At 43.1% G+C, this 18,275-nt stretch carries 18 protein-coding genes and 1 other RNA gene; 2 read left to right on the top strand and 17 right to left on the bottom strand.

Annotation, left to right across the window (positions count from 1 at the left end; translation table 11 throughout):
* The 10 genes from V7M78_RS15780 to V7M78_RS15820 form a co-directional block, all read right to left on the bottom strand.
* Positions 1-2,406, bottom strand: a 2,406-nt coding sequence (locus V7M78_RS15780) for a glycoside hydrolase family 38 C-terminal domain-containing protein (RefSeq protein ID WP_333651276.1), incomplete at its 3' end; no start/stop codon positions are given.
* A gap of 13 nt (positions 2,407-2,419) precedes the next feature.
* On the bottom strand, positions 2,420-3,670 hold the full coding sequence (locus tag V7M78_RS15785; RefSeq protein ID WP_333651278.1) for a PTS fructose transporter subunit IIC: 1,251 nt from the start codon (positions 3,668-3,670) through the stop codon (positions 2,420-2,422).
* Between the two features lie 44 nt (positions 3,671-3,714).
* On the bottom strand, positions 3,715-4,026 hold the full coding sequence (locus V7M78_RS15790; RefSeq protein WP_333651280.1) for a PTS fructose transporter subunit IIB: 312 nt from the start codon (positions 4,024-4,026) through the stop codon (positions 3,715-3,717).
* A 13-nt stretch (positions 4,027-4,039) separates the two neighbouring features.
* Positions 4,040-4,489, bottom strand: coding sequence for a PTS sugar transporter subunit IIA (locus V7M78_RS15795; RefSeq protein WP_333651282.1), 450 nt, complete (start codon positions 4,487-4,489; stop codon positions 4,040-4,042).
* 16 nt (positions 4,490-4,505) lie between these two features.
* Positions 4,506-6,368 (bottom strand): BglG family transcription antiterminator, encoded by a 1,863-nt coding sequence (locus tag V7M78_RS15800; RefSeq protein ID WP_333651284.1) that lies wholly within the window; start codon positions 6,366-6,368, stop codon positions 4,506-4,508.
* Between the two features lie 205 nt (positions 6,369-6,573).
* Positions 6,574-7,062 carry a hypothetical protein gene (locus V7M78_RS15805; RefSeq protein WP_333651286.1) on the bottom strand — a complete coding sequence of 163 codons (489 nt, stop codon included), beginning with the start codon at positions 7,060-7,062 and terminating at the stop codon, positions 6,574-6,576.
* On the bottom strand, positions 7,052-7,468 hold the full coding sequence (locus V7M78_RS15810; RefSeq protein WP_333651288.1) for a DUF4430 domain-containing protein: 417 nt from the start codon (positions 7,466-7,468) through the stop codon (positions 7,052-7,054). The genes V7M78_RS15805 and V7M78_RS15810 overlap by 11 nt, the downstream gene beginning before the upstream one ends.
* A gap of 98 nt (positions 7,469-7,566) precedes the next feature.
* Positions 7,567-8,088, bottom strand: a complete 522-nt coding sequence (locus V7M78_RS15815; RefSeq protein WP_442914665.1) for a hypothetical protein — start codon at positions 8,086-8,088, stop codon at positions 7,567-7,569.
* Positions 8,054-8,440 (bottom strand): helix-turn-helix domain-containing protein, encoded by a 387-nt coding sequence (locus V7M78_RS21655; protein WP_442914666.1) that lies wholly within the window; start codon positions 8,438-8,440, stop codon positions 8,054-8,056. The genes V7M78_RS15815 and V7M78_RS21655 overlap by 35 nt, the downstream gene beginning before the upstream one ends.
* Positions 8,441-9,106: 666 nt before the next feature.
* Positions 9,107-9,238 carry a hypothetical protein gene (locus V7M78_RS15820; protein WP_333651290.1) on the bottom strand — a complete coding sequence of 44 codons (132 nt, stop codon included), beginning with the start codon at positions 9,236-9,238 and terminating at the stop codon, positions 9,107-9,109.
* A gap of 255 nt (positions 9,239-9,493) precedes the next feature.
* Between V7M78_RS15820 and V7M78_RS15825 the strand changes: the two genes are divergently transcribed.
* On the top strand, positions 9,494-9,649 hold the full coding sequence (locus tag V7M78_RS15825) for a DUF6019 family protein (RefSeq protein ID WP_333648806.1): 156 nt from the start codon (positions 9,494-9,496) through the stop codon (positions 9,647-9,649).
* 51 nt (positions 9,650-9,700) lie between these two features.
* Here V7M78_RS15825 and V7M78_RS15830 read toward each other — a convergent pair whose 3' ends face one another.
* A complete protein-coding gene (locus tag V7M78_RS15830; protein WP_333651292.1) occupies positions 9,701-9,931 on the bottom strand; it encodes a hypothetical protein in 231 nt (76 codons plus the stop codon).
* 177 nt (positions 9,932-10,108) lie between these two features.
* On the opposite strand from V7M78_RS15830, the gene V7M78_RS15835 reads away from it, so the two are divergent.
* Positions 10,109-10,567, top strand: coding sequence for a cupin domain-containing protein (locus V7M78_RS15835; protein WP_333651294.1), 459 nt, complete (start codon positions 10,109-10,111; stop codon positions 10,565-10,567).
* Positions 10,568-10,792: 225 nt separating this feature from the next.
* On the opposite strand, the gene ssrA is transcribed toward V7M78_RS15835, so the two are convergent.
* The 6 genes from ssrA to V7M78_RS15865 all read right to left on the bottom strand — a co-directional run bounded on the left by ssrA (position 10,793) and on the right by V7M78_RS15865 (position 18,265).
* Positions 10,793-11,134: a transfer-messenger RNA gene (ssrA, locus tag V7M78_RS15840) on the bottom strand.
* A gap of 75 nt (positions 11,135-11,209) precedes the next feature.
* Positions 11,210-12,253, bottom strand: a complete 1,044-nt coding sequence (locus tag V7M78_RS15845; protein WP_333651296.1) for a ribonucleotide-diphosphate reductase subunit beta — start codon at positions 12,251-12,253, stop codon at positions 11,210-11,212.
* A gap of 50 nt (positions 12,254-12,303) precedes the next feature.
* Entirely contained in the window at positions 12,304-14,568 is a 2,265-nt protein-coding gene (locus V7M78_RS15850; RefSeq protein ID WP_333651298.1) for a ribonucleoside-diphosphate reductase subunit alpha, read from the bottom strand.
* A gap of 197 nt (positions 14,569-14,765) precedes the next feature.
* The gene (locus V7M78_RS15855; RefSeq protein WP_333651300.1) at positions 14,766-15,707 is read right to left on the bottom strand and encodes an ABC transporter permease; all 942 of its coding nucleotides are present in this window, start codon (positions 15,705-15,707) and stop codon (positions 14,766-14,768) included.
* A 1-nt stretch (position 15,708) separates the two neighbouring features.
* Positions 15,709-16,740, bottom strand: coding sequence for an ABC transporter permease (locus V7M78_RS15860; RefSeq protein ID WP_333651302.1), 1,032 nt, complete (start codon positions 16,738-16,740; stop codon positions 15,709-15,711).
* On the bottom strand, positions 16,733-18,265 hold the full coding sequence (locus V7M78_RS15865) for an ABC transporter ATP-binding protein (protein WP_333651304.1): 1,533 nt from the start codon (positions 18,263-18,265) through the stop codon (positions 16,733-16,735). The genes V7M78_RS15860 and V7M78_RS15865 overlap by 8 nt, the downstream gene beginning before the upstream one ends.
* Positions 18,266-18,275: the final 10 nt, after the last annotated feature.

Here is an 18,275-nt window from a genome sequence, read left to right on the forward strand (position 1 = left end):
CAGATAACTGTCTTTTATCTCCAGCAGAGAAAATTGCGGTTCTGATCTTCTCACCAGTTCCCTTGGCTGGATTTTGTTGTCCAGACGGAAGATAAACTTATTCAGAGTCTGGCTCTGATAGCTGATATGCTCCAAGCTGTATTCTTCCCAGGTTTTTGCTGTCTGGTATTCATCAAAGCATCCGCTTCCTGCCTGAAGTGACCATTCAAATTCCAGTTCACCAATTAATTCCGCCATTGGCGTTTCAATCATTTCATGTCCCTGTCTTGTTGTATCACCGGAAGCTCTTCCCGGCCGGTAGATAAGATTTTCTTTGCCAAGCTGACCAGTACTTGAGAAAAGGGTCAGATAAAGACTATCATCGATCATTTGATATTCTTTCATTCCTTTGGCAAATGCGGTCAGATAATATCCGTTGCCTTCTACAGAGACAGAGCTTTCATATGGTTCAATATCAATTGGCATTTCCACATAATGCTTCTGCCAATCAGCCGGAAGTTCTTTCAGGACAGGCCTTTTTATATAACCAAAGGGCAGCGAAGCGATTGTTTCCTGAGCCAGGATATCTGTGTTGATTTTTGCCCGCAACCGATGACTGTATATCTGATTATCCACTTTGCAATGCACATCAAGGCGGTTAACATCCTGTAAAAGTGACAACTTCAATTCTATATCAAGTGCCGCTTTCTCACCATCCTGAATCAGCCGTTCCGACAGCCTGGCCGGAAGCTGGAAATGACCCTTTAAAATCATCTGCTGCATGACCGGTGTTTTCAGAACCTGATCCAGATCAAGGGATAACAAGACCGGCTGGTCTCCTTCCAGTGGTGAGAAGTCATAAGTGTCGCCATCATTTCCACAGTCTTCAAAGACAATAAAGTCTTTTATCTGTTTGCCAAAAGAAGTCACCAGATCAATCTGATGGTTGTTATATGTGACTGTATAAAATTCATTACCAATACTACTGCTGTTTTCCGGCTGAAGTTCATGTTCCTGATAGTCACTGTTTTCTTCAAACGTAACCACCTGATACCCCAGGGCCGGTAAACTCATTTTACATAATAAAGTAAGCTTGTAATACGCCGGTTCCGTAATATAGCGTTCTCCCTGAGCATCAACAATTCGAACATGATCCCGGGGCGGATAATATTTGGCTTCCAGAATCATGGCATCTTCATGCCCAATTAGTCTGATCTTTTTAGAAGAAGCTACAACCTGTATCTTTTTATACCCGGTATAAGCATATGGCAGTGTATTAAATACCAGAATTTCATTACTTTTTAAAGCAATCTGTTCGGATAAACGTTTTGTAATGACATTTTCTATTCCATCGGCAATTTCTTCGGCTTCTTTCATACGATGGAAAATATCGACTGCAACATTATCTGATACACATCCGCCCATGCCATCATGAGCGTGGGTTTCCAGCATCCTTTTCCAGGCTTTATTCAACAGCTTTTCACTGACAGTAATCTGGTTAGCTCTGGCAATTGCCATTAACGGCTCGACCCGGTTAAGAAGCTTCTGTTCCAGAATGAAATTAATCCTCTTTACATCATACCGGACAGAGCCAATGGTTTTATGTACTCTTGACAGACAAGGTTCTCTGAATTCGCCCTCATATACCTCATATTGGTCCTTCTTCCGGAGATAGGCCATAAACTGTTCATAGGAACTGATGGCATAGGAATCCGCTGTTTTTGTACTGATTGATTCCAGTTTTTCCGGCAAATCAGGGACAATGTCTAGCTGGTCTTCTCCAATTGGAACCAGAATTTCATTTTGTCCGCTTTTTGCCTTTATCAATTCTGTAATCGGCAGTAATTTATTATTAATATAGATTTCACTGTCTTCCAAAAATGCGGCTGCTCCATATCCTTTGACCAGATTGACGGCCATTACCTCCTTGCCGGACAAACCTTTCCAGATAAAATACGGGGAACGGACATGCTTTTCAAAATTAATACCCCGGAAGAAAATGGCACTGTCAATTCCGCAGTTCTTTAGTATGGTAGGCAACTGGGCATTAAAGCCAAAGGTATCGGGCAGATAGCCAATATTCATATATCCGCCATACTTTTTACAATCTCTGATCCCCAGAATCAGATTCCGGACCATGGATTCACCGCTGACAAAGAAAGCATCCGTCTGGGTATACCAGGGGCCGATTGACAACCGTCCTTGTTCCACAAATTTCCTGATCTGTTCCGCCCGCTCCGGACGTATCTCAAGATATTCTTCGATAATGGAAGACTGTCCGTCCAGACAAAACATTGCCCGGCCATTCTTTTCCAGCTCATCCAGCACCTCAGTAAAACAATTATCACTGAGCACCAGGGCATCGGCAGTCGTAAAATACCATTCTCTGTCCCAATGTGTATGATTTACAATATGAACCTTTGCCATCTGTATTCTCCTCTTAATTATTTGTATCAACCACTAAAGTACCTTTTTTAATTTCATTATTTCGCAGGAAAATCACCAAGAGTGCCGTAACAGCAGCTCCTAAAAGAATTCCGAAGGCATAGGCCGGGAATCTGGTAATTAAAGGCCATACCCATACTGCCGACTCCGGAAACCACTGGGTTGCACCCAACAGCACGGCTGTCGTAGATCCCACAACAGCACCAATCATATAAGAAGGAATGGCGATTTTAGGCCGTTCCAAAGCAAACGGGATTGCCCCTTCAGAGATTCCCATAAATGCCAGAAAAATAGCCGTTTTTCCCTGTGGATAAAACTGTTTATCAAAGACTCTCCTGCCAACCACATATTTATCAATAATGGTTGCCAGCCCAAGGCCAATAGAAGGAATTACAATTGCAATGCAGCGGGCAGTGATGGGAAGCAGATGATCTGTCGTAAGCGGCAAGGCAACAAATCCGGCTGCTTTATTAATGGGGCCTCCAAGGTCAATGGCCGTTGCCATAGACAGAACAACTGCATAAACGACCTCACCGGATTTACCAGCGGAAGTTAACACTTCACGCATCAGCTGATTAATAAAACCACCCAAAGGAGTAATGAAATATCTCATGCAAAGCATAACAAATAAAGCTCCGATTACCGGGATTAAGAAAGTTGTCTTAAACGCCAGCCAGTTCTGTGACATCTTAATATTCTGATTCAGCCACTTAATCAGATAACCGGCGGCAAATGCAATCAGTAAAGCTCCGATAAAACCAGATGCCACCGGCGCTTCAGCCGTCCATGTACCGTCAACCAGGCTAAGCAGTGCAGTTGGCTTGGTTGCAATCAGACCTCCGATAAAACCGGCGGGAAAAGCCAGTTTTCCGGCTATTGAGTTGGCTGTAAATGCGGCAAACATAGGAATTGCAAACCCAAACAAGGTGCCGCCAAAGCTTTCGGTCAGATAAGCGGCTTTTAACAGACTTAAATTAAAACCGGCAAACTGTCCGGAATTAATTGCATCCAGTACACCCATTGATGGATCCACATTCAGGAACACATACAGAACCAACTGGGAAAAGGCTAGAATCAAACCACCCATGATCAAAAACGGAATCATATTGGAGATACCTGTCATCATGTGCTTTTGCAGTTCTTTCCAGATGCTGCCCTGATTCCCCGTCGATGAGCTCTGCTGCTTAGGTGCCGGAGTTTTGCTCTCTGAATTTGTTGTAATTGCTTCTCTTTTCTTGATAGCCATCTTATTTCCTCCTGTCTTTTTACCTGTCTATAGTTACTCTTTACTTAAATCATACCTTCAATCTCTTTGATAATCCCTTTTGCATTTTTAATTACGTCCTGAAGCTCAACCTCAAATATCTCATAAGCATCAAAGCGCTCATTGTTAATGGGTGTAACGGCAATTGCATGAACGATGATATCAGCATCGGCAATATCCTGATCCGTCAGTTCATTCTGGAGTCCGTCTGCTCCCTGGGTTTCTATTTTTACCTCATATCCCAGTTCCTTAGCTGCATCCTCAAGAGCCTGAGCAGCCATAAAGGTGTGTGCCAGTCCCATTGGGCAGGCACATACTGCTACTAATTTTTTACTCATTGCTTTGTCCTCCTTATATATTTAATTCTTTAAATAATTCCATGATTTCATCTGCTGTCCCAGTCTGGAACAAATTCTTTTTAAATTCTTCATTGACCAGTTTTCTGGTTACTGTACTCAAAATCTGAAGATGGATATTATCTGGATTTTCTTTTGGCACCAGCAGGGCAATTGCCAAATAAACCGGACCGTCATCAAATGATTCCCAAGTGACCGGAATCTCACTTTTAAAAATCAGGACAGATACTTCACCAACGGAATCCGTTTTGGCATGGGGTACTGCGATTCCTCCACCTATTCCGGTCGGTCCCATGGCTTCCCGTTCCATAAAGCCGTCATACACTTCTTTTGCATTGCCGGATATTCCAAGGGCCACCGACTGCTCGGCTAAAAACCGGATGATATCCTTTTTTTCTTTCAATTCATTGTTAAAAAATATATGACTGCTTGACAATACTCCCATAGAATACTCCTCCTTTTCAAAAAAATTTTCGAAATGAATCAAAGCTTTTATCCGTGATCATATGATTCACATTGGAAACGTCCTTGATTACCCGATATAAATAACGGAAAATATTGTTTTTTTCCGCATCCTGTTTATTTATGCCTGCCATAAAGATAACCTGAACCTTCTCTTTATCCCAGAGCACCGGTTTTTCCAAAATTCCTATTCCAATTACCGACTGCATGCTGTTATCAATAATCGCATGGGGAATGGCAACCAGATTGCCGATATCTGTGGAAGAGATCGTTTCACGTTCATAGATCCGGCTGATGGTATCAGGCTGAAAGAATTTTAGTGCCACCATTTTCTCCGCCATTTCAGTAAGAGCCTCCTCTTTTGTTGACGCATTCAGGCAAAAATATGCCATGGGATTAAAATACCGGAGCAAAATGTTCTCTTCCGGCTCTTCAATTACTTTCTTAATCTCACTGAATGAATCGTTATCCAAAACCTGTTTGATGACAACCAATGGTTTTTTAAGCCGGCTCTGATCAATGGAGACTGTGGAAATAATTAAATCAATTTCCTGGTTCATCGCAACCTCCAGATAGTACAAAGGATAGACTCCAACCACTTCAAGCTGGGGAAAGCATTCCCGCACCTGTTCCTTGATCAGTTGGGAGGTAGCCACACCGTAATTGCACAGAATAATTACCCGCTTCACCTTTTGATTGGCATGGCTGCTTAGAGCAAAATACAAGGCCAGATACCCTAATTCATCTTCCGGAATTTTAATCTTGAAATAATCTTCAATCATACTGCCAAAGGTAATGGCATAATTCATTTCCAGAATATAATTTGCTTTAATATCCTGCATCAAACCATTCTTAATATAATGCTTATGATTAATCCGGTTCAGCATCAGGCTCAAATGCAGAACCAGTGATTCCCGGACTGTTTTTTCAATCACCAGATTGGTATATATCTGCTGCATTTGTTCCAGAAACTGATTGACCAGTTCCCTGATATCCTCCTGTGCCCAAAACTCTTCCTTATCAATCCGTTGATTGAGTATATCAAAATAGATAGACAGGTAAGATATCTCTGACAAAGGTATTGATACTCCGCATTTTACCGATACCTCTTCCATCAGCAGACGAAGCAGATTCCTTTCCTCCACTGCTTCTTCCTCATTAAGAAAGCGGTTCTGGCGGCATCTGGAGACAATCACTGTGGTCCGTATGATCAAATCGGAAACATCATCATCAGCAATAATAATTTTATGCCTTTGTAAAAAAGTGATAATTGTACTTTTAATTGATACAAAGTCACTAGTGCTGATATTTTTGAGGAAGCAGCTGATTTCCTGATAATAATTTTGGGTAAATCCGCAATCGATCATTAAATTACGAATATTCGTTTCCAGCCCGGTAATCGAAAGACCATAGTGCGGCTTTGCCCTCAGCTTTAAATGAAAAGACATCAAATAGGTTTTGACTTCTGATATTAATTTGTTCAGAGCTGAAACAGAATAAAATAATACCTGACTGATTTCTTCCACTGTAATGTATTCCATAGAAAGTAAATAGACCGTAATATCCTTAACTCTCCGGTCATAGTCAACAGCAGACAAACCGGTCAACAGCTCCTTAACCGCTTCAATGTCCCCTTGCATCACAAAACCATACCCTCGCATTGATACAATTTCAGCATTATATTGTTCCAGATAAGGATTAATCAGTTCAATGTAACGTCGTACTGTTCTGGCTGAGAGGCCAAGCCGGTCGGAGATCTGCTCGCTGCTCATAACCTCTTTACTTTGCACCAGAACATCAAGTAATTCACATTGTTTTTTCGTAAATATCTTACTCACCGTCCGTTTCTGTAATTGCTGCATTCCTACACTCTGCATCAGACTCAATTAAGTAACCAACCATTGTTTATTTTGCCTATATACAGTTCTTATAATAACCTGATTTCGGCACCTTTTCCTTTCATAAAATGTCTCTTGCAAAGGACTTTTACAGAATCACCCATTTTTTCTTATATTCAGATATGAAAAAAGAGGGAGCCGAATATTCTGAACAAACAAAATTCCACCATTAATCCAGATTGATTTGCTTTTGTAAAACTTGAAACATTGGTTTAAATAGAACGAGTACAATAATAAAATTACTGATTCCATGAACAATATCATGGGGAATGCCTGCAATCCACCATGTGATTCCAGTTTCCATTCCGCCAATCAGAAAATAGGGAATGGAACATAATGCACCAAATGACAATCCAAAAAATGAAGCCAACAAAGCCCAGACTATGATACTTTTATTATTCTTAAAGTACCGTACCGCAAAATATAAAAAAGTCCAGACATACAGATACATAAGCCACCAAATTCCAAAACCGTAAATGATACCCTCTAAAACCGCAAAAATATATATAATATAAAGTGTTTTCTTTCCTAAAAGTAGGGTATACAATATAATAAAGAGAGTCACCAGTTCAATGTTGGGAAGAAAATTTAAGGCAATTTGTAAAACCAGTAACAGAGCTGACAAAAGTGAAATTACGGCCATATCCTTAATCTTCATTCCAGTCTCCTGTTGTGTAAATAATCTCAAATGCATCCCCATTATAAACCGGCTGTTGTGATATCCCATAATTACAAAACTGGCCATTGACATAAAATGCCCAGTAATCACCCTTAAGTACGGTCTGACCATTTATGGTATCAACCATTAGCCCGTAACTTCCTGCTTCTCCTGAATATTCCAGGTCCTCTGCCTGCGCCATAACCTGTTCCAGATATTGAGCATCTGTGTCGATGGAATATTCTTTTTTTTCTTTATCCTTTGAAATGACGGTAAGCGTAACCTTTTTTTCATCCGGATTTACTTCAGGTTTAAATCTCTGATAGCACACTGCCATTGCTGTCATTAATAAAAATAAAATAATTACAGCAAAAATCACTTGATAATTGAATTTAATTTTTTTCATAATCCTTTTCCTTTTACTTTAGTCTGGCTTCCAGCATTTACTCATTATAGCATACCATTGAGTCATTATGAGGTGCTTGTCTCGCACTTCCACTTTACTTATCTCCTGTAATAAAGTTTTATGTGCCAAACAAATACTGGCAGAATAAAAAAAAACCGACTATTGGCGTTAATGTGACTCCTGTAAGATAGAGAAATATCCAGCTTCAGACGGGCATCATCAAAACCGTACCGGTGCAGGGAATCAATGGCCTTCTGCTTCCTGGCCTGAACACGGGTGAGCGCATCTTCCACTGCCTGGATCTGGCCCAAGACTCCTGTGTACTCTACCAAATCTGTCCACTTATCTTTTTCGGTTCCGGATTTGTATTTAACCACTGTCATGTCAGAAGCCTTTTCTTCCGTCTGATCGGCAACAGCACACTTAAGACCTTCAATTCGTTTTAGCATTCGCCGCTCCCGGACCGTGAGAAGCTGTTTCTCATCCTCTTCCAGGGCATCAAAAAAGAGAGCTTCAAACTCTCCCGTCTTAACTGCATTCTTATTCTTCTCTGGAGCAGCGCCACCCTTATTGCCTACGGCATTTTTAATTCCAGGCTGACCGCCTTTTTGTGTGCACACCTTTTTTCTTATCCTTCGACCATTGATATCTGGTCTTCCAGGACTTCACTGTATTAATGGTGGCACCGTATTTTACAGCAATGTCCTTATATTTCATGCCTGATTGATAATCAAGCAGGGCTACTTGATCCTTATATTTCTTTACAATAACAGCATCACATTTAGGACATTCAAGCATTGCATAATGAAAATCACCATTCCTAATTTCGCAGATCAAATTCATGAACACATTTGTACTACATACAGGACATAATTTTAACTTGGGTAAATTCACTTCTTCACAATATTCGTTATAATTAAAGTCCTGATAATCTGTGTATTCCTTATCAACAAATATACTAAGTTCATCCACTTTTACAATTCCTCCCCCTATTCTTTCTATCATACACCAAAATATGACAAAAAGAAAGCACCTATCAGCCAAAACCGACAGGCACTTCCCAAAAGGAGAAAGAGACACCGAGTGGGTGCCTCTTAAGAATTTTACTCCTTTTTGTCTTTTAGCTTTTTCACAACCACTGCTCCTATCGCAACAACGGCTAATGCGTAGAATACTATATCTACCATTACTCTTACCCCCTCCCTTATAAATTATTACAAATTTTACCATATATCTGGACTTTTTTCAATATTTGTATCTAAAAGAAAACACCCATCGACAAAAAATCGACAGGCACTTTTAAAAAGGAGGGCACATATAGCTGAAAACCAATCGGAACACCCGGAGTTGAACCGGGATCTCCCTCAGGGGGAAGGGAGATTCCAAGCTGTTACACCTGGCAGCCGTTAAAGTTAATCCGTTGCTGTAATGCCTTATTCGTATTTAATGCAGTAAAGTACAGCCGTATTTGTGGGTCTACTTGTAAAACTCTCATCATGAGGCCAGTTTGCGGCTATGTCACTTGAAATACTAGCCCTTGAGGTATAAGCGCATACAGCTTCTTAGCTCCCATTTTCCCGCTCCTTCCTCACCCTGGGATACGCCGCTGTACAAGCCGGAGAGGTCCGAAGGTTCGGATCAGGGCATAAACTTGTATTTGCATAAGGCGGCATTGTCGCTGAGAAGGTCTGAGGCCTTGGCCGCTTCCGCCATAGTGATTCTATGTACCTGCGCCTGCTCCTCCCGGCGCTCTTTTGATGATTTTCTCAATTTATCCCTCCTTTTAGAAAATTTAACTTGTCGTTTTATATTTTTCAGTCATAATAATTGTGGAGGTTAATCAATCATGATAAGACTAACTATATTTGAAGACTAAATTTACCTAGTTGAGAAAACATTTTGATTTTCTCAAGCAAATCTCAGTTTTATTAATCGTAATGATTTTGCCACTTGTTTCTTATCCAGCCTTCCTTTAAAATTATGTTATACTTAAATTGGATGTAAGTAAGAAGGAGGGCTATTTTTATGAATATTGGAATCTTTGGAATTTTAACCATTTTAAACGTATTTTTAGTTATAGCAATACCCGTTGGTATTTTTGTCCTTATATATTTCATAATTAAAAGGGCTGTTAAAAATGGTATTTTAGAAGCTTATAACGAAATTCACAAAAAACAGTAATCAAATGTTGGGCTGCTAATTTATTCCATGCAGCCCAAGTAAATCCTAATTTTACCTAGCAGGCATCAGTGTCGATGCCCCGGCTTCTTGGTCCGCCTCTGATTCTAACCTCATCTGCCCCACTAGTTCAAAATTCAGCCAAAGGGTTTCCAGGCGTCGGTGGTTATTCTGCTCCCTGGTTGGCATTTGCAATTTCCCCCAGCCCTTCAAATACCTTTCATATAGCTCACAAACATATCCGGAAAACACTACCTCTGCCCGGCTGCGGATTACCGTTTTCAACAGCTCCTCTTTATTCTATCAGACATTGCCGGACTGATTCCTGGTACGTGCAGGTAATAAAAGGTGGATCTATGTTACGCAGCATATTCTTCTTTTTCAGAAATTCCCGATTTTTTGATAGCAGTGATATTTATATCACATATATTAGTATAAAATGGATAATAGGTGACTTATTGCATGTTTAATTCAGAAAACTCAAATCAAGATGCTAATATACCAACCTTCCCCTATGATTACGGACCGGACTCTTTTGTTATTGATCTAAACAAGGCAGCACAGCAAAACGATAATTTCCGTTCGACTTTATGGACAGGAACCCATTTACAGGTTACTCTTATGAACATTCCTGTTCATGAGAGTATTGGTATGGAATCCCACCCTGATCACGACCAGATTTTACGAATAGAAGAAGGCTTAGGTTTAATTCAGCTAGGTGAAGATAAATTCTCAATGTACGGACAATATCTCGCATTTGCTAATTATGCCATATTTGTACCCGCCGGCATTTGGCATAACATCGTTAATATTGGCAACAGTCCACTGAAAATATCATCTTTCTATGCTCCTCCCAATTATGCATGGAATACGGTTCAGAGGACAAGAACCTCTGATTCTACCTTGCAGAACAGCTTTTAGGTAAATTTCTTTCATACGGCCGACAAGACTCCTCTCTCGTCGGTTCCCTCCATTTTACGGAGGTTATATCGTTTTGTTATCACCCAACATCTGCCTGATATACTTACCCACCGTTGACTGAGCAACCCCTAGCGTTTCTAATGAATTCTACAAGGCTCTTATGGAGTACATGCAACACGAAATGCAACACAAAACAAAAAAAGTACCGTAAATACGGTACTTTTCGAATGGAGCAGACGGGAGTTGAACCCGTGTCCAAAAACCAATTCCCTGTTCTTCTACTATCATAGTCAGTTCTTTGACATTCCCTCCACTGACCGGGAACTAACACCCTGACAGCTTCAGTAGCTTCATATTACGTCCATATGCTCAAAGCTTTGCATATGACGTTTCTCACATAGTCGATGCCGGGATCTTAAAGTGTGAGTGCTCTAAGGCCGACAAGCAGCTTACGCTGCTAATGCTAATTCGTTATTGTTAGCGTTTATATTTATTTTTGCCATTTGACGCATCGCATGCGGATAGCTTCACCAGCTGCATGACCCCTGTCGAAACCAGTACTGCCCCCGACTGGTGCTCTTTTTTTGAGCATCCTCATGTTAGCACGAATGAAGCCGATTGTCAAGACCGGCCTTTGACCGCTTACAGATCATCTATCAAAGCGCTGCTCTTTGCATAAGCTGTACTTCTGGCTTCAAAAAAATCAGTTTTTATCATATTGGCATTGCTGTACTGGCTGACCCAGGCCATGTTTTCCGGTTCTCTGTCATGGCCTTCGTAAATGCTCTCCCAGCCAAGGCTTGCACACCGCAAATTTCCCAGATATTTAATATAATCGGTAATCATTTCCTTGGTCAGTCCCGGCACCTCATCACCGATGGCATAGCAGCCCCAGGCAATTTCCTGCTCACAGCCTTCTTTCATCATATTGCGGTAAACTTCCACCCGTTCCTCAGTAAACAGCTCCGGTTCTTCTTTTTCCAGTTCCCTGACAATATTGCAAAACAGCCAAAGATGGGTATTTTCATCACGGTTGATGTAACGGATTTCCTGGGAAGAACCTGTCATCTTGTGATTTCTCCCCAAATTGTAAAAGAACATAAATCCGCTGTAAAAATAAATCCCTTCCAAAATCACATTGGCTACCACTGTTTTCATAAAAGCAAAGGGGCTTTTGTCCTTCTGGAATTCATTGTACAGATTTCCGATAAAGGTGTTGCGGGCTAACAGCTTGGAATCATTTTTCCACTGGTACAACACTTCGTTTCTGGTCTGAGGTTCGCAGATAGTATCCAGCATATAACTGTAGCTCTGGCTGTGAACCGCTTCCTGAAAGGTCTGTATGGAAAGACACAGGTTGATTTCATTGGCGGTCACATATTCCCCGATGGCAGGCAGGTTGGCAGTCTGAATGCTGTCCAAAAACACCAGAAAGGAAAGAATCTTATCATAAGCCCTCCGCTCAGAAGCGCTTAAAAGGGGATAGTCCTTTCTGTCCCTGCTTAAATTAATTTCCTCCGGAATCCAGAAGTTATTCATGGCCTGACGGTACCAATCACTGACCCATTTGTATTTCATATTATTAAAATCATTAAGATTTGTGGTGTTCCCGTTGATCATCCGCCTCTCTCTTACATCAATTTCTCCATCGGGATTAAAGAGGGGCCTCTTTTTTAGTGGTTCCATATTCGTGTTCCTCCGTTCTTCTGTTTTTTATTCCCACTGCCAGAAGTTTCTCAGGTGGAACAAACCTGGCATTCTTCCACTTCCAGGCTTCTGGAGCGGATATAATATACGGTTTTTACACCCTGTTCCCAGGCCAGGATATAAAGTCCCAGCACCTGACGCAAGGTATAATCATTAGTAATGTACAGATTCATACTCTGAGCCTGATCGATATGACGCTGACGGATTCCTGCCGCACGGATGGACCACTTCTGGTCAATGCGATGGGCATTTTTATAGGTCCAGAAGGTTTCCGGAGACAGATCGGGTGCTACCCTTGGCACCAGTCCATTCTTTTTTTCCTCCAGATAATAACGATCCATAATGGGATCTAACCCTGCCGTAGTGCCTGCTATCATGCTGGTGCTGCTGGTAGGGGCAATGGCTATAAGCCAGCCGTTTCTCATTCCGGAGGAAGCCACCTTTTTACTGAGCTGCTTCCATTCCTCAGAAGTATATCCCCTTTGCTCAAAATAGGCTCCTGTCTGCCAGTCGCTTCCTTCAAACTTTTCATAAGCACCCTTTTCTCCGGCAAAGTCACTGCTTGCTTCAATGGCCGCATAATTAATGGCCTCAAACACCTGATCCGCAAGCTCCAGATGCTCCTCAGATTCCCATGGGATCCCATTCCTTGCCAGCATGTGATGATATCCGCTGACTCCAAGGCCTATGGGCCGGTAGCGGAGATTGCTGACCTTTGCATAGGGAACAGGGAAAAAGTTTAAATCAATGACATTGTCCAGAGCCCTTACCGCACTCCTGGTCAGGGACTGGAGTTCTTTTTTATCCCTTACATCAATTTTACCCAAAGAAAGACTTGCTAAATTACAAACCACAAAATCTCCCGGCTTTGTGACAGTAACAACTACCGTTTCCCCGTCAACGGTTTCCATCCGCTGGTCCACCAGCTCCACAGCGCTCATATTCTGAGCGATTTCCGTACAGAGGTTGCTGCAATAAATGATGCCGCTGTGCTTATTGGGATTGGCCTCATTGACAATATCCCGGTTAAAAGCAAAGGGCGTTCCTGTTTCTACTGCGCTTTTTAAGATCAGCCGGACCAAATCCTTAATGGAAACCACCCGCTTCTGAATCCTGTCATCCTTCACACATTCCAGATAACGTTCCTCCCACTGTGCCCCATAAGAGTCCTCCAAAGCCCAGCCCTTTACCGTTAAAATTTCATGAGGACACATGAGATGCCAGTCCCCCTCCAGACTTTCTTTTGCCCGTCTCCAGAATAAGTCCGGGTAGCAGACTGCCGGAAAGACATCATGAGCCTTCATCCGGTCATCTCCGTTGTTGGTCTTTAAGTCCAGAAATTCCGGCAAATCCTTATGCCAGGCATCTAAATACACCGCAACTGCTCCCTGGCGCACCCCAAGCTGGTCCACAGCCACTGCCGTATCATTGGCCAGTTTGATCCAGCGGATCACGCCTCCTGCCGCACCTTGAAAGCCGCGGATAGCGCTTCCTGCCGCCCGCACCTTTCCAAAGTAAAGTCCCATTCCTCCTCCGAATTTACTGACTCTGGCAAAGCTGTCAATGCTCCGGTAAATTCCATCCAGGCTGTCAGGAACAGTGTCAATAAAACAGGAAGAAAGCTGGTGATAAGGCTTTCTGGCATTTGACAGGGTAGGCGTTGCCATGGTCACCTTTAAAGTGCTGAGCATGTCATAAAACTGTTTTACCCACATATCCCTGTCTGCCTTTTCCTTCATGGCAAGGTGCATGGCAATTCCCAGGTACATTTCCTGAGGTGTTTCCAAAGGCGAATTTTGGCGGCTGCGGATGACATACCGGTTAAGAAGCAGTTCCAGACCGGAATAATTGAAAAGATGATTTCTGGACCTGTCCATATACTCCTCATACCGGTCAATTTCTTCCTTTGTATAATGCTCCAGAATATACTCTCCATAAAGCCGTTCTTCTGTCAAATAACGTATTTTATCATAAAAGCTCTTAAGCTGGCGCTGATCCAGCTCTGCTTTTAAATCTGTTTCAAAGCGAAGCATCAAAAGCCTTGCCCCTATATACTCCCAATCCGGTGCCTCCTGGGTCGTCAGCTCTATGGAAGCCTGTAAAAGAGCGTTAAACCGCTGGGAAAGGCTCATTTCTTCCTTGCAGAAGGATTTGAATTTCAAAAAAAGCTGTCCCAGATCATAGGAGGGCGAAGTCCGCTCTTTCTGAATTTCCCCCAAGACATGCTCCAGCTCCGGCACTTCCTGAAAATACGCTGAAAATTCCCTAATCCCCCGGTTTCCTTTGATGTCCATATATATTCTCCTATTTCTATAATCAATATCAATAACTGTTATTAAATACTGCTTGTAAAAATATACCACAACATATAGTTTATTTCAACCATGCAATCACAAAATGTTCCATTTTTTTCTTTCTCCATAAAAAAAGAAGAAAAGAGACAAAGGCAGATACCTGTCTGTTTTCTTCTTTTGTTATGATAAGAAAGAATCTATCTGGCTCCCCTCACATAAGGCTTTCCAAGGCCTTCCGGAGCATGATTCTTCCCAATGGAACCCATCAAAGCAGCTAACGTGATCAAATAGGGAAGCATGGACAAAGCCTGGGATGGAAGGGGTACACCGATGGCCTGGAGACGGATCTGCAGGGCATTGGCAGAGCCGAATAAAAGGGCTGCCCCCAGCATTCCGGCTGGAACGTAACGTCCTAAAATCACCGCCGCCAATGCGATGTATCCCCGGCCTGAAGTCATGTTTTCGGAGAAATTTCCCACCTGGACCAAAACCAGGTAAGCTCCTCCCATTCCTCCCAGCACGCCGTTTAAAATCATGGATACGTACTGGTACTTATGAACCGGTATACCGGCTGAATCTGCGGAACGGGGATTTTCCCCGATGGCCGCAAAAGAAAGACCTTTATTGGTTCTTTTATAAAACCAGCTCACCGCCAGCACCAGGAAATACATGAGATAAGTAAGAATATCCTGATGAAACAAGGCGCTTCCGATCAAAGGAATATCAGCCAGAACAGGGATTCTGATTCTGGAAAGAGGTTCAATCTGCTGATAGGATTGTCCTCCTGACATCAGCTTATACAGAAAGCTGGTAACACCCATAATAAAGATATTAATGGCAATACCGCTGACCGACTGATCCTTTGACAGTTTAATGGACAATATTCCATGAATCATGCTGACAGCAGCTCCCCCGGCCATTCCGCTGAGAAGCCCAATGAGAATGCTTCCCGAAAAAAATGTGCCTGCAAAGGAGAAAAATGCTCCGGAAAGCATGACGCCTTCCATTCCGATATTCAATATGCCGCCTTTTTCCGAAATAGTCTCCCCCAGACCGGCATAGGCAAGAGGCACAGCCATACGCACAGCCGCTGAGAAAAATGCCGTAAGAAAGCCAACGGTAAATATCTGCTCCAACATACTATCCCACCTCCCCTTTTTTCTTCCTGGAAAGCAGCTCTCTTCCCAAAATGAGAAGCACAACAAAACCGATCAGAAAGTTGACGATTGCAGAGGGAATTCCCATCTGTCTCTGCATGGAATTGGCTCCTACCTCCAGGGCTGCAAAGAGAATGGCAGCCACCAGTACACCAACCGGGTGATTGGAAGCCAGAAGGGTGATCAAAATAGCCGTATATCCGCAGCCTCCTGATATTCCTTCCAGCAGCTTTTTCTGGACTCCTAAAACCTCCACACATCCGGCGATTCCAGCCAGTCCCCCGCTTAAAACAGCGGAAAGGATAATGCTTCTTCCTACAGAAATGCCGCTGCAGGCTGCTGCCCGTTTATTAAAGCCAACCACCTTGAATTCATAGCCTGCCGTTGTCTTTTCCATAAGAAACCATACGAGAAACACAGCCGCCAGGGCTATGAAGATTCCCATATGAACCCGGGTGGGTTTTAAAAACCGAAGCAGGGTGACGGAAGGGGGTATCTTTTCAGACTGGGGAATGCTTCCCGCCGGGTCCATAAGAAAAGTACGGACTGCAATGCCCAGAATATCCATGGAAATGTAGTTCAGCATAATGGTAACAATGATCTCCGATATCCCAAACTTTGCTTTTAAGGCTGCCGCAATCAGCGCCCAGACTCCTCCGAATAAAAAACCTGCAAGAATAGCCAGAATAATCCGAAAAATTCCCGGCAGCCCCTCCGTATACAAAGCCACACATGCCGATGCCAAAGCTCCCATATAAAACTGGCCTTCTGCACCGATATTAAAAAAGCCTGTCCGAAAGGCCACCGAACAGCCGAGACCGGTAAGAATCAAAGGAGTGGCTTTTACAAACACTTCTCCAAAACCATTGATGTTGCCGAAAATCCCGTTAAAGAACATCTTGCTGGCTGCAAGGGGATCGGCTCCCGACAAAATAACCAGAAGAGCTGCCATGGCAATTGAAATTGCTCCTGCTTTTGCCATTTCTGCTGCTTTCGCTTTTGTGCTGCTACTCATGGCTTATCTCCTTTCCAGTCACTCCGCCCATATAAAGCCCGATTTCATTGACACTGGCTTCCTTTCTGCCCAGAATCCCTATGATTCTGCCTTCAAACATCACGGCAATCCGGTCACTTAAAGACATGATCTCATCTAAGTCGGCGGAAATCAGCACTACACTCTTTCCCTGCTCCTTCTGGCGGATCAGGGTGTTATGTACAAATTCCGAGGCTCCCATATCCAGTCCTCTGGTAGGCTGGCTGGCCACAATCAGACTGGCCTCCTCCGATATCTCCCTGGACAGTATGACCTTTTGCTGGTTTCCTCCGCTCATGAGCCTGACAAGAGTCTTGATCCCGCTCTTTCCGGAAGTTTTGATTCCGTATTCTGCAAGGGCTTCCTCTGCCCGTTTTTCTGCCTTTTTATAATCCAGCAGCCGGTTCCTGGAAAAAGGGAGGCGGTTGTAGTTTCGCAGAATCAGATTTTCCATAACTGTCATATCCATTACCAGACTGTCTCTGTGGCGGTCATCGGACACATAGGATATTCCCCGGTTAAACCGTTCCCGCACACATAGCCTGTCAAGAGACTCTCCGTCAAAGGATAAGCTTCCCTCTGTGTGCCTGCGGATTCCCGTAATCACCTCGGCAAGCTCCTTCTGGCCGTTTCCTTCCACTCCGGCAATGCCCAGTATTTCTCCTTTTTTAACCGTAAAGCTGATGCTGTCCAAAACCTTTTTTCCACCGTGCTTTTTGGAAATAGAAACACCCTTAAGCTCCAGCGCAGTCTGGGGAAGAGGCTCTTTTCTTTCCTCCTTTTTAGGGGAAAGAGGTCTGCCGATCATAAATGCAGAAAGCTCCTCCGGCGTAGTGTCCGCTGTAACCAGATTCTTTACCGCCCTGCCATCCCGAAGGATGGTGACCCGGTCGCTGATTGCCATGATTTCACTTAAGCGGTGGGTGATGATGATGATACCGTAGCCTTCTTCCTTCAGGCGCTTTAATACACCGAAGAATCGTTCCGTCTCCTGAGGGGTTAAAACTCCTGTAGGCTCATCGAGAATCAGAAGATTTACATTGCGGTATAATGCCTTTAAGATTTCCACTCTCTGCTGCTCTCCCACAGACAGACCGTTGATCCTGTCTTCAGGGTTTACTAAAAGTCCGTATTTTTCCCCAAGTCTTTTGACCTCTTCCCCTGCTGTTTTCCGGTCCAGAACTGCATTGCTGCTGCTCAGTCCCAGGATGATGTTGTCAAGAACCGTCATTTTATTCACAAGGGAAAAATGCTGATGAACCATGCCGATGCCATTTTCAATGGCATCGGCTGGGGAATGAAACCGGACTGATTTTCCTTTGTAGAGGATTTCTCCTCCATCGGCCTGATAAATGCCGAACAATATGTTCATCAGCGTAGTCTTTCCGGCTCCATTTTCTCCAAGGAGAGCATGAATCTCCCCTTGTTCTACGGATAAGCACACATCTTCATTGGCATACACACCGGAAAATGCTTTTGTGATATGTTTCATCTCCAATAATGGCATAATACTGCTC

The organism is Lacrimispora sp., assembly GCF_036758025.1.
GTDB lineage: Bacteria > Bacillota > Clostridia > Lachnospirales > Lachnospiraceae > Lacrimispora.